At 51.7% G+C, this 11,623-nt stretch carries 14 protein-coding genes; 6 read left to right on the top strand and 8 right to left on the bottom strand.

What is annotated here, in order from left to right; translation table 11 throughout:
- Positions 1-65: 65 nt before the first annotated feature.
- The gene (locus HOLDEFILI_RS08905; protein WP_006059281.1) at positions 66-530 is read right to left on the bottom strand and encodes a LytTR family DNA-binding domain-containing protein; all 465 of its coding nucleotides are present in this window, start codon (positions 528-530) and stop codon (positions 66-68) included.
- A gap of 249 nt (positions 531-779) precedes the next feature.
- Between HOLDEFILI_RS08905 and HOLDEFILI_RS08900 the strand changes: the two genes are divergently transcribed.
- The 4 genes from HOLDEFILI_RS08900 to HOLDEFILI_RS08885 are packed head-to-tail and all read left to right on the top strand — an operon-like array spanning position 780 to position 2,818.
- Complete coding sequence (locus HOLDEFILI_RS08900; RefSeq protein ID WP_039864417.1) at positions 780-1,097, top strand: PadR family transcriptional regulator; 318 nt, start codon at positions 780-782, stop codon at positions 1,095-1,097.
- Entirely contained in the window at positions 1,090-1,680 is a 591-nt protein-coding gene (locus HOLDEFILI_RS08895) for a DUF1700 domain-containing protein (RefSeq protein ID WP_006059279.1), read from the top strand. The genes HOLDEFILI_RS08900 and HOLDEFILI_RS08895 overlap by 8 nt, the downstream gene beginning before the upstream one ends.
- Positions 1,674-1,892: a hypothetical protein gene (locus HOLDEFILI_RS08890; RefSeq protein WP_006059278.1), complete on the top strand. Its 219-nt coding sequence runs from the start codon at positions 1,674-1,676 to the stop codon at positions 1,890-1,892. Before HOLDEFILI_RS08895 ends, HOLDEFILI_RS08890 begins: the two co-directional genes overlap by 7 nt.
- Before the next feature lie 20 nt (positions 1,893-1,912).
- Complete coding sequence (locus tag HOLDEFILI_RS08885; RefSeq protein ID WP_006059277.1) at positions 1,913-2,818, top strand: CPBP family intramembrane glutamic endopeptidase; 906 nt, start codon at positions 1,913-1,915, stop codon at positions 2,816-2,818.
- Positions 2,819-3,257: 439 nt separating this feature from the next.
- On the opposite strand, the gene HOLDEFILI_RS08880 is transcribed toward HOLDEFILI_RS08885, so the two are convergent.
- Positions 3,258-4,502 (bottom strand): AraC family transcriptional regulator, encoded by a 1,245-nt coding sequence (locus HOLDEFILI_RS08880; RefSeq protein WP_006059275.1) that lies wholly within the window; start codon positions 4,500-4,502, stop codon positions 3,258-3,260.
- A 130-nt stretch (positions 4,503-4,632) separates the two neighbouring features.
- Between HOLDEFILI_RS08880 and HOLDEFILI_RS08875 the strand changes: the two genes are divergently transcribed.
- On the top strand, positions 4,633-6,546 hold the full coding sequence (locus HOLDEFILI_RS08875) for an FAD-dependent oxidoreductase (RefSeq protein WP_167317130.1): 1,914 nt from the start codon (positions 4,633-4,635) through the stop codon (positions 6,544-6,546).
- Between the two features lie 190 nt (positions 6,547-6,736).
- Here the strand turns inward: HOLDEFILI_RS08875 and HOLDEFILI_RS08870 are convergent, their stop codons facing one another.
- The 6 genes from HOLDEFILI_RS08870 to HOLDEFILI_RS08845 all read right to left on the bottom strand — a co-directional run bounded on the left by HOLDEFILI_RS08870 (position 6,737) and on the right by HOLDEFILI_RS08845 (position 10,976).
- Entirely contained in the window at positions 6,737-7,525 is a 789-nt protein-coding gene (locus HOLDEFILI_RS08870) for an HAD-IIB family hydrolase (RefSeq protein WP_006059273.1), read from the bottom strand.
- 135 nt (positions 7,526-7,660) lie between these two features.
- Positions 7,661-8,143 carry a PssE/Cps14G family polysaccharide biosynthesis glycosyltransferase gene (gene pssE / locus HOLDEFILI_RS08865; protein WP_006059272.1) on the bottom strand — a complete coding sequence of 161 codons (483 nt, stop codon included), beginning with the start codon at positions 8,141-8,143 and terminating at the stop codon, positions 7,661-7,663.
- The gene (pssD, locus tag HOLDEFILI_RS08860; RefSeq protein ID WP_006059271.1) at positions 8,143-8,613 is read right to left on the bottom strand and encodes a PssD/Cps14F family polysaccharide biosynthesis glycosyltransferase; all 471 of its coding nucleotides are present in this window, start codon (positions 8,611-8,613) and stop codon (positions 8,143-8,145) included. The genes pssE and pssD overlap by 1 nt, the downstream gene beginning before the upstream one ends.
- Before the next feature lie 52 nt (positions 8,614-8,665).
- Positions 8,666-10,372 (bottom strand): phosphoenolpyruvate--protein phosphotransferase, encoded by a 1,707-nt coding sequence (gene ptsP / locus HOLDEFILI_RS08855; protein WP_006059270.1) that lies wholly within the window; start codon positions 10,370-10,372, stop codon positions 8,666-8,668.
- Between the two features lie 11 nt (positions 10,373-10,383).
- Entirely contained in the window at positions 10,384-10,611 is a 228-nt protein-coding gene (locus tag HOLDEFILI_RS08850; RefSeq protein WP_006059269.1) for a phosphopantetheine-binding protein, read from the bottom strand.
- 32 nt (positions 10,612-10,643) lie between these two features.
- The gene (locus HOLDEFILI_RS08845; protein WP_006059268.1) at positions 10,644-10,976 is read right to left on the bottom strand and encodes an MG284/MPN403 family protein; all 333 of its coding nucleotides are present in this window, start codon (positions 10,974-10,976) and stop codon (positions 10,644-10,646) included.
- A 236-nt stretch (positions 10,977-11,212) separates the two neighbouring features.
- Here HOLDEFILI_RS08845 and HOLDEFILI_RS19705 point away from each other — a divergent pair.
- Positions 11,213-11,623 (top strand): hypothetical protein (locus HOLDEFILI_RS19705; protein ID WP_039864414.1); only part of this gene is annotated, 411 nt, incomplete at its 3' end.

The following is an 11,623-nucleotide window of genomic DNA, read 5'->3' as shown; positions in this document are numbered from 1 at the left end:
CCGAATCACACCGATCGCCAGGGTGATGCCGGCCTGAATCAACAAAAAATCCAGCAGCCTTCCTTTTAAATATTCTCTGAACTCCATGACAGGGCCTCCTTTATTGAGCGTCTGACCGCCCGCGCATATTTTCTTGAGATAATCACGTCTTCCCCGTTTTTCATCCGGGCGCAATACCGGCCGTTCAGGGCTGGCCGGATGGATTCAATTTTCAACAATGAGATTAAAAACGCCTTGGAACAGCGGACGAATTTAAAATCTGCCAGCTGCTCCTCAAGCTTATACAAACGCGTCTTGACTTCCACTTCTTCATTGGCAGTGCAGGCAAAAACTTTTTCTCCGACCGCTTCTATATAATAAATTTCATCATAATAAACCGGACGCTGACGCCCCTCGCTTTCACCGCTCAGCGACCGGCCCTTAGCCAGACAATAATTTTGAATATCCACAAAATCCGGCGTTAAGGCCATGCATTCCAGGACGACCTGTTCTTCCTGCGGAACCGCAACCTTTCTAATGCTTACCCGCATCGGCTGATCCCTCCTCCCGATTGATTTCTATCTTTATTTTTTCATATTCAGACGCAGAACGCCAGCGTTCGTCGATCAGATACATTTATTTTCGATCAGATGCATTCCCCGGATATCGTCTTTCCCCGGATCACGCTTTCCGGCAATTCAAGGATGAAGCCGAATTCCATCCCGAAAAGAACAATCTATAAAATACTGCTTGACGCATTATACTATGTGATATATAGTATAACACGTAAGGAGGTAATCATGGATAGTCAACTAAAAAAAGGTTTGTTAGAAATCTGCGTGCTGGCGGCGCTGGCAAAGCAGGATTCCTATGGTTATCAAATCATCAAAGACGTGTCTCAGGTCATTGAGATTTCTGAATCCACCTTGTATCCGATTCTTAAACGCCTGGAGGCCAGCCGTGATCTGGAAACCTATTCCGTCGAGCACAACAGCCGGCTGCGGAAGTATTACCGGCTGACGGACAGCGGCCGCCGGCACATCGCCGATTTTCTGGACGACTGGAAGTCAGTGATGGCCGTGATCGATTTTATTAAAGGAGAAGTTCACCATGACTGAAAAAGAATATCTGGACGCTTTAAATAAAGCGTTGAAATGGCTGCCGAAGCCGGAAAAAGAAATTTGTTTCAACTACGCCCGGGAGATGATCGAGGATCGGATTGAAAACGGACTGCCGGAAGCCGAAGCTGTCGCCCAATTGGAATCGCCGCAGCAGATGGCAAAAGCCTTCCTCGAAGACCGCGGCAGTCTGAAATTTAAGTTTTCCCTGCCTATAAACAGCGTCATGACCGTGATCTTGCTGATTCTGGGTTTCCCCCTGTGGGGCGCCTTGCTGTTAGCGGGATTAATGATCTTGCTGGCCGGTTTTCTGCTCGCCGGCTGCGTGCCGTTTATCTGCGTCGTCATGACGGTCAGCCTGTTGTTCGTCGCGCTGGTCAGCGTCAGCGCCAGTCCGTTTGTCATGGTTTCCGTGTCGTTAATCGCCGGCGTAATTCAGCTGGGTGTCGGAGTCATGGCGCTGGGCGGATTAATTCTGGCGGCGTTAGGCGCATCGCTCACGATTCCGTGGTTTAAGGCTGCGGTGATGAAAACCGCGCAGTTTCTGCGTTCCCTGTTTTTCCAGGAGGTAAGCAAATGGTAATCCGAAATTTTAGAAAAAAGGCGTTGATCGCCGGCTTGATCTTCGTGCTGACCGGTTCGCTGATCGTGGGAGCGGGTTTAGCGGCCGGAGGTCAAAAAGCGTTGATCGCGGGCTCGTCGAAGCCGTGGTATCAAACGATCTGGATCGAGGATGGGAAAGTCGTCGTCAGTCTGGATTTCCTGAATGGTTCGTTGTTTCACATCAGCTTTTAAACAGAAAGGACACTCTTCTCATGACGCAATTCACGGCCTATCAAAAGAAACAGCTCGCCCTGTTCGCTCTGCTGACCCTCGCATTTCTCAGTCTGTTTACGGTTTTATATGCCCGCTGCCGCGACACCACACTGCTTTCGCTCTTGATGCTCACGCCGGCCCTCAGCGTGCTGATTGTCAACAAGCTGACGCATGAGCGCCGTTCCTTGTTTCTGCGGCCGAAATTCAAGCGCAACCTCTCCCGTTACGCACTGAGCTGGCTGCTTCCGCCTCTGCTGGCTATGGCCGGCGCGGGAATTTATTTCCTGCTTTTCCCAGCGCAGTTTCAGCCGCTGGCCTCGCGCTTTGCGGCCAATAACAGCATCGCTGAGCTGAACGCATACTGGACGCAGCTGATTCCTGTCGTTTTGCTTGCGGTTCTGATCAATCCCTTCGGCGGACTGCTTCCGGCGCTGGGCGAGGAGCTGGCATGGCGGGGCTGGCTGCTTCCCCGGCTGCGTGATGTTCTGGGCACACGGAAATCCATCATTACCACCTCTTTGATCTGGGGGTTGTGGCATGCCCCGATCATCCTGCTGGGCTACAATTATGGAACCGATCATCCGCTGCTCGGCGTTCTGATGCAGCTGTGGCTGTGTTTGATCCAGGGGATTATCCTGGCCTGGCTGCAATTCAAGAGTGAGTCCGTGTGGACCTGTGCTCTGTGGCATGCCTCCTTAAACGGAATCGACCGCTATACCGCATCCGCCCTGCTGAGCGCGGGCAGCGTCATGCCGTTAATCGGTCCGGATCTGACCGGGTTGATCGGCGGGCTGGGGTTTGTCCTGGCAGCCGTCCTCTGTTGGCGCGGGATTTGCCGGATGCCGGAACGTTCCGCTAACATTAAGCCGGCGAATTTGCCAGATTGCGATTTCTTGATTCAGTAACATTTCGCTCACTCTAAAAAAGCCCGGCGCGGGAACGAATCACCGCTGCGCCGGGCAACCTTGAATGAAGAAGAAACCAACGTCTTCCAGATCCGTCTGGAAGCGTTTTTATTTTACCGGAATCGTCCGTTTTTTCCATTGAAGCCATTCTTTATCCAGCTTTATGCAGCGTGGGCGAAGCATGATCGTCTGGCATGGGAAACGCCCGCATTCCCCGCAGGCCATCAACTGATGAAGCACACCGTCGCGGGTAAAACGATCCCCCGACTTATGCGCCGGCCGCACAGCCGGGACAGATTCCCTGGATGTAAGTCGGACAGCGGCCGCAGTCATAGCCGCGCTTTTCCAACAATCGCTCATCCATTACCAAGCCTCCATTTTTTCCACGATTTCAATTTAAGCCTTCGCTTGTGTTGACCGGAATGGATTGAATCATCTCTCACTTATTCTCGGATGACTCGCTTTTCTCCAAATTCAGCTGCGCGCGGTACTGAAGCGGCGTTTTCCCGCAGTGTTTCTTAAAGATCTCCGTGAAATACCGTTCGCTGCCAAAGCCCACCTCGCGGCTGATCTGAGCGATCGTCAGCGTGGAATTTTCCAGATCGGAACGCGCTTTTTCAATTCGCAGACCCGCAATAAAATCAGGCAGAGAACTGCCGGTCTGACGATTGAATTCACTGCTTAAATGACTGACATTGGTATTGGTATACTCCGCGACCAGCTTCAGCGAAATATCTTTCTGATAATTCTCATGGATAAAGCCCATCGCCAGCAGCACCTCGGGCGAATACCAGGGGCTGCCGTTTCCGTCCTCATACAGTCTGCGAATCTGATTTTCCAGATGAGCCTGATATTCGCTGAGTGAGAAAAAGTCCTGCGGTCCGAAGTTCAGATCCAGCGCCACGCCGTACACCTTGACGAACAGGCTCAGCGTCGCGATCACAAACGTGTGCGCCGCCTGGCAGCAGTTCATATCAAGCGAGCTGCGGACCAGGTGATCGAACACATAATTGACCTGTTCCAAAACTGCCGGCAGATTCCCGGTACACAGCTCATTGCGTAACCGACGGCCGTTTTCATAGATCGCCAGCACGCCCGGATCGATCCGCCGCTGCAGCACCTGTTCGGTAATTACCGGGCACGCCACCTCGAAGAAACGCAGATCGTTCAGCTGGCGGGCTTTTAGATAAGCCGGATGCATGCCTTCATAGCCTTGGTAAGGTCCCGCCAGCGATGTCGCGATAAAGCGATGATTCCCCGGCGCATAGGGCGGACGCTCTAAAAAATGCCGGTGAATCTGTTCGCATACCTGCTCGGCACTGATCCTGCATTCCGCGTCCCGGCTGAATAAAACCGCCATCTGCTTGGAATTGTCAACCTTGATCAAAAAACAATTACCCCGGCAATGATTCGCGTTCAGCAGCGCTTCCATCTCCTCATAAATTGCGTAGGTCGTTTCCACCTGACGCTGAAAAATTGCGGAATCGTCAATCAGGTTGTATTTTTTATCAATCCCCGTAATACAGAAATAATAGGCTTCCAGATCAAACCGCAGCGGAATCCGGTTGTTTTTAACGAAGCTTTCGATCAACAGCTCATTGTCGTCCCACAGACAATAGTTGATCAGCATGTTGTCGCGGACAAAATCCGTCGACGCTTTTTCCAACAAACATTTTTCTTCCATGGTGTAATCGTACCATGATTTTGCCAATTACAGAAGAGACAAGCAGAAATTTTTGCCAACGCAAAATTTTTCGCAGGTCATGTTCAATTTTTATCATGCTAAAATGTTAACATCAAGGGAGGAAAATGAAATGAAAAAGCTGTTAGCACTCGCAACGGCGGCCTTTTGCGTTTTAAGCTTAGGCGCCTGCGCAACCAACAACGGCGGCACGTCAGCCCCGGCATCCGGCGGATATACCTTTGCGGATACCGTGAAATGGGATGCGGAATATGACGTCGTCGTCGCCGGCTTCGGCGCGTCCGGAGCGGTGACCGCCAAGACAGCCGCGGAAAACGGCGCGTCTGTTCTGATCGTCGAGAAATGCACCGAAGGGGAAGCCGGGGGCAACTCCAAGGTCGCCGGCCAGCTGTTTGCCTATGGCAACGGCAACGTGGAAGAAACGAAGAAATATTACCAGGCGCTGGCCGGGGATACGGAAGTTCCGGAAGCCTCGCTAGACGTCATCGTCAACGGCGTCGCCAACATGGCGGAAATTCTCGTCAATGATTTCGGCTTAAACAAAGACGATTTTGTCGACTGGACGGGATTCCCGGTTATCGGCGTCATGTCGCCGGAATATCCGGAATTTGAGGGTTCGGATACCGTCGGACTGTGGACGACGCACATGGGCACCAGCGATTCTCATCTGTATCAAATTCTGAAGGAACAGGTCGTTAAAAACGCAGACAAGATCGACGTCTGGTTTGAAACGCCGGCCACGGAACTGATTCAGGATCCGATGTCGGGTGCGATCATCGGCGTGAAGGTAACCCGCGGCGGACAGGAAAGCCATATCCGCGCGCTCAACGGCGTCGTCTTATGCACTGGCGGCTTTGAGGATAACAAGGAAATGGTTCAGGATTATATTGGACTGACCGACTATGCCCCAATCGGCGGCTTATACAACACCGGCGACGGCATCAAAATGGCGCAGGCCGTCGGCGCTGATCTGTGGCACATGCATGTTTATGAAGGCGGCTTCGGCTTAGGCGGCGTCTCTTTCAATGTTGAAGACGGACAGCGCGCTTCGCAGATTCAGGTCTTAAGCCAAGGTCCGCTGAATACCGGCGCACTGGTGCTGCTCGGCATGGACGGCGACCGGTTCGTCAACGAATCCGTTCCGGTCCGGCATGGTCATGTTTATATGAACGGCACATGGCATAACCCGACGTATCCGGATAAAATGTGGACGGTTTACGATCAGACGCAGGCCGATCTGATTGCGGAAGCGGAAGCCATTCCGGAACAGTTCCGTTCCCAGGTTGTCGAAGCGTCCTCGCTGGAAGAACTGGCGGAAAAGACCGGCATGAAGGCCGATCAGCTGAAAGCGACAATCGCCAATTTCAACGATTACGCAAAACAGGGCACGGATGAACAATATCACCGCGATGGCGAAACGATGCGTCCGTTTGACGGGACAAAGTATTATGCGTTCCCGGTCAAAGCGGAAATTCTGAACACCCAGGGCGGTCCGAAGCGCAATGAAAACGCCGAGATCCTGGACGTCAAGGGCAATCCGATTCCGCATCTGTATTCCGCGGGCGAAATGGGCGGCATCACCTCTGAACACTATCAGGGCGGCACCAATCTGGCGGAATGCATCATCTTCGGTCAGATCGCAGGCAAGAACGCCGCGGCGGCCAAGGATGCGTTGCCGGAATACACGCTCGCGCCGAAGGTGGAATCCACGCCGACCAAGCTGGGCGAAGTCACCGATCTGAACCAGGCAACCAACTATGAAACCCAGGATAACGAATATATCGGCGAAGGGACCGGCATGGGCGGCAAACTCATCGTCAAGGTTACGATGGACGGCGATCAGATCGCTAACGTTGAAATCGTAGAACATTCCGAATCCGAGAATATTTCTGATCCGGCCATCGAACAGCTGCCGAAGGCGATCGTTGAAGCCAACGGAACAGAAGTCGATACGATCTCCGGCGCGACGGTCACTTCCAAAGCGATCATCGAAGCGGTCAACAACGCTTTAGCTCAGGTAAAATAAGCCTCAGCTTCTGATCTTCATGGATCAAGCAGCGGTCTGCATCAGGCCGCTGCTTTTCTTACGTTCCGCAAGTTTGAAAAAGCTTCCGCTGTTTGATCCTGATTTTTAACGGCTGGGCAGTGATGCGGTTATTTCGAAGATTTAAGGCAAAAAAGACCGGATGATCTGTACGATCGTTCCGGTCCCGGATTTAATTTGAATGGGATGCGTCTTCCAGATAATCCAGGCAATCGTCCACGGTATCGAACAACCGGCTGGCCGCCGCTTTGGCCGCGTCCACGCCGGAGCTCATCGCGAAACCATGCAGCTCCTCGATCATCGGAAGGTCGTTGTAATCGTCGCCGATCACATACACTTCGTCCGCCTTCAGCCAGGAAGCCGCCCACTCGACGCCGCTCTGCTTCGACACGCCCCGGGCGACGATATCCAGCGTCCCGCGGTTGAGATAACTTTCCACCGCGTCGCCGAACCTTTCCTCAATTTCCGCTTGCATTTCCGCCATCCGGCCGCGGTCGCTGATCCACGCCGCCAGCGAGATCATCCGGCCTTTCGCCAGCACTTCCGCCTCGCCGATCGTCTTGGCGAAGAACTTCTCCCGCCGCTCTAACGAGCGCGGACTCTGCACGATGTGCTCATTGACATGATAACCGCTGTCCTCGCCATTGCAGAATGTGAACGATTCGAAGTCCGATTGCTTCAAATATTCGATCAAAGCGCACGCCCGGTCAAACGGAATCCAGTGCGCGGTTAAAATGTTCTGATCCCGATCCGCGATCAGCGCGCCGTTGGAACAGATAAAGACGTCCGGATCGACCTGATTGTGATGCGCTTCATCATAAATCGTATTCAGCGCGCGCCCGGTGACAATGCCGAAGCGATGTCCATGACTCTGAAACTGAGCCACGCGCGCGGCGGTTGCCGGATCCACCTGCGGTGCTAACCGCAGCGTTCCGTCGTAATCGGATGCTAAAAATTTCATTGACGTTCCTCCCCCTGACGTTTTAATTCAGCCGGATCGCAGGATGGATCCAGTATTCTTTTTTCAAACAGACCGATTGATCTTCAGCTTTCAGGCCGCAAAAAAACAGCGGCCTTTTACTTTCTGTTTTCCTGCCTACGCGTTAGTCTGAATCCAGTCGTCGATCAATTGAATCATGTTCGCCGTATTGCTGACAAGCGGCTTCGGCTCAAATGTCCGGACTCGCATCAGCACCTCATCCAAGCGGTCAAAGTCATGCAAAGCTAACAGATATCCCTGCTGCTCAAAGCTGGACACAATCTCGGTCTGATGGTCGTTGTGATGCTCGTGATATTGCGCCAGCCGGGGCGCAGCGATAATCTTTTTTCCTAACCGCAGGCCGGCCATAATCGTCCCGACCCCGCCATGCGTGATCAACAGATCACACCGGGCTAACAGCTCGTCAAACTGTTCCATCGGAATCAGATCAAACAGCTTCATCTGCTCAGATTCAAAGGCTGTGCAGCCGGCCTGGACGATGACCTCATCGTTGATCGTTCCCTTCTTCAGCTGCTTTTCAATCGCTTCCAACAGCCGCGGGAAAGCTTTGTCCTGCGTGCCTAGCGTTACTAATATCATTAAAAGATCCACCCTCCCATCACAGCGTTCGGATACAGCTTGAGCATCGATTCCCATTGAACGATAAACAGGTCGGCAATCGGATAAACCAGCTTGCCCGCCTCTGTCTGCGTCGTGGAATTGGCGAACGTCTCAATCCAAATCACTTTCTTTTTGAAGAAATGCGCGATAAAACACATCGGCACCGCGGTATGCGTTCCGGTTGTGATGACGACATCCGGGCGGATGCGGACAAACAGCGCGAAGCTTTTGATGATGTTCCACGCAAAAATAAACAGATACGGCAGCAGATGCTGCTTCGTGCCGTAAGCCAGATAATGCATTCGTTTTCCATACTTTTGTTTTAAGGAAGCGTTCGATTTCGTCTTTTCCGTGACCAGCGAAGCTTCGTAGTGTTGAAACAGCGGTTCCAGCTGCAAGAGCTCGGTTAAATGACCGCCGGTTGAAGAAATAAAGAGGACTCTTTTCATGGTATCACCTGCGCATAAAAATAAAGAGTGGAGTTCCACTCTTTATTTTACATTATTTTAAGCTGTTTTTCACTAATTCTGTAACTTCTTTGATATTGCCGCACTGCAGAGCCTTTTCCGCCATGACTTCCATTTCCTGCTTGGACAGGGAACGGATCATCTTGCGGGTACGCAGAATGCTGGAAGCGGACATCGAGAATTCATCCAGACCCAGACCTAACAGTACCGGCGCAGCCAGCTCGTCGCCCGCCATTTCACCGCACATGCCGACCCACTTGCCTTCCTTGTGCGCGCCGTCGATCGTCATCTTGACCAGACGCAGGATAGATGGATTCAGCGGCTGATACAGATAGGAAACCTTTTCCGACATTCTGTCGGCGGCCATCGAATACTGAATCAAATCGTTGGTGCCGATGGAGAAGAAATCCGCTTCCTTGGCAAACTGATCCGCCAGCACCGCTGCCGCCGGAATTTCAACCATCATGCCGACTTCAATATGATCGGAAACGGCAACACCTTCGCTGACCAGCTTCGCCTTTTCTTCTTCAAACAGCGCCTTTGCCTGACGGAATTCGTCCAGCGTCGCGATCATCGGGAACATGATGCACAGCTTGCCGTAAACCGAAGCCCGGATCAAAGCGCGCAGCTGAGTTCTGAAAATATCAGTTCTGTCCAAGCACAGACGAATGGCGCGGTAGCCCAGGAACGGGTTCATTTCTTCCGGGAACGTGAAGTACGGCAGTTTCTTATCGCCGCCGATATCCAGCGTCCGGACGACGACCTTCTTGCCGCCCATGCCTTCCAGAACTGTCTTATATGCTTCAAACTGTTCGTCCTCGCTCGGGAAGTCCAGTTCGCTGTCCATATATAAGAACTCTGTACGGTACAGGCCGACGCCTTCGCCGCCGTTGTTCAGAACGCCTTCGACATCCTTCGGTGTGCCGATGTTGCCGGCCAGTTCGACCTCATGACCATCTGTCGTCACGCTCTTGGCGTCTTTCAGAACCTTTAACGCTTCTTTTTCCGCCTTGAACGCTTCCGCCTTGGCTTCATATTCTTTAACCTGTTCCGGCGTCGGATTCAGGATGACCTGACCTTCAACCGCGTCCAGGATCAGCAGATCGCCCTGGCTGGCCTGTTCCATGATGCCGGCACAGCCGACAACCGCCGGGATTTCCAGGCTTCTCGCCATGATTGCGGAGTGCGACGTGCGGCCGCCGGTCGCTGTCGCGAAACCTAATGTAAACTGCTTGTTCAGCTGAGCGGTATCGGACGGCGTTAAATCCTCCGCCACGATGACGACTTCTTCATTGATTGTCGTCAGATCCGGAATTACCGCGCCGACGATGTTGCATTTCAGACGGAATGTAACGTCCTTGACATCGGCAGCTCTTTCCTTGAAATAATCGTTGTCCATGGACTCAAACATGGAAATCATCATGTTCGCGACGGTTTCCGTAGCGAATTCCGCGTTGCAGCTTTCATTCTTGATCATTTCCTCGATCTGTCCGGACAGTTCCGGATCGTTCGCCATCATCAGATGAGCGTCGAAAATCGCCAGCTCTTCCTCCGAAAGTTTTCCTTCCGCTTTCGCCTTGACCGCTTCAATATCCGCCTGCGTCTTGACCAGGGCAGCCTGGAACTTCGCGACTTCCGCCGCGCTGTCACATTCTTTCTTTTCGATGTTCAAGACCGGCTGTTGGAGCTTATACACTTTTGCGATAGCGATTCCTGACGATGCTGCGATACCTTTTAACATACTGCTTCCTCCTAATTTGATATCTCTTGCGACAAATCCAGCACATCCTGAACGGTACTCAGTTTCAGCATGGCTTCATCCTCAAAGGTCAGGTTCATTTTTTCCTCGAAATTTAAGAGAATTTCCACCAGATCCACGGAATCAATGCCCAGCTCTCTGAGGTTCGTCCGGGGTGTAATTTCGGCGTTGTCTTTCACCTTTTCAGCCAACAAGGACCTCAACAGTTCAAACGTTTCCATCTTTCCACCTCTATCAGAAATGATATCATTTTTTACACGTTCAGGCAATCCATAAATTCATGGATCGCCCGCTGGCGAAGCCGATAAAACGTGCTTTTTGTATAGTAATTATAAAACCAGCCGTCAGCGCTTTCATCCAGAAATTCCCGGACGATGATTTCACGGTAGGTTTCAGGCATCGCTTCCAGCGCGCTTTCATACAAAGCGACGGTCAGCTCGTCGCACTGCTGCTGATCTTTATGCTCCTGTTTCTTCTCCGGCGTAAGAAACCGGTGCAGTTTTAAACGTTGGCAGGATTTGCGGTAGCATTGCGTCAGATACCGGATCACGCCCTCCTGTTCGCGGCATTTCAGCGGTTTGTTCATAGCGTCTCCTCCTTCCGGGATTTTTTACCCGCTATTATACTTATTCGCGCATTTTCGCTAAATTCCTTGTTTTTTCTCGCTTATCGTGAATTTATTTATTTCCTGCTTCTTTTTTCATTTGTTTTCCGTCTTAAAATTCAAAAAAACATTGATTTTCTGCCGCAGGTTTCATTTACAATACGGTTTCATCGTGACAATTATTCTGGTTTAGATTACAATAATGACGGAGGTTTCCCATGAATAAAACAACGATATCCATACCTAAAATATTAATTTCATTAATCGTTTACTTCGCCCTGCCGCTCAGTGCGGCCTGGCTGAACCAGTTCGTCGATTCCATGACGATCACCCATACGATGATATATAGCGCAACCGCATTGATTTTAATCAGTCTGAACTGGGAGGTTTTCAGTCTGCATCTGCATCGGTTCGCTAAAAATATGAAAGACGGTCTGTTGTTCACGCTGATCTGCTTCATCGTCATCATTCTGCTGCAGCTCGCCTATCATTTTATTCTGCTTCCGGACAACACCATTCTGGAACGCGAAATTCTGCTTCATTACACCTTCTTCATTCCGGCGATGGTCTTGGCCTACTCCGTCTGTTACGCCGTCAGCTTCACCCTGGCATTCAAGATCTTTGTCGAC

The sequence above is a fragment of the Holdemania filiformis DSM 12042 genome (genome assembly GCF_000157995.1).
Taxonomy (GTDB): Bacteria; Bacillota_I; Bacilli_A; order Erysipelotrichales; family Erysipelotrichaceae; genus Holdemania; species Holdemania filiformis.
This window is presented reverse-complemented; position numbering and strand designations above follow the sequence as displayed.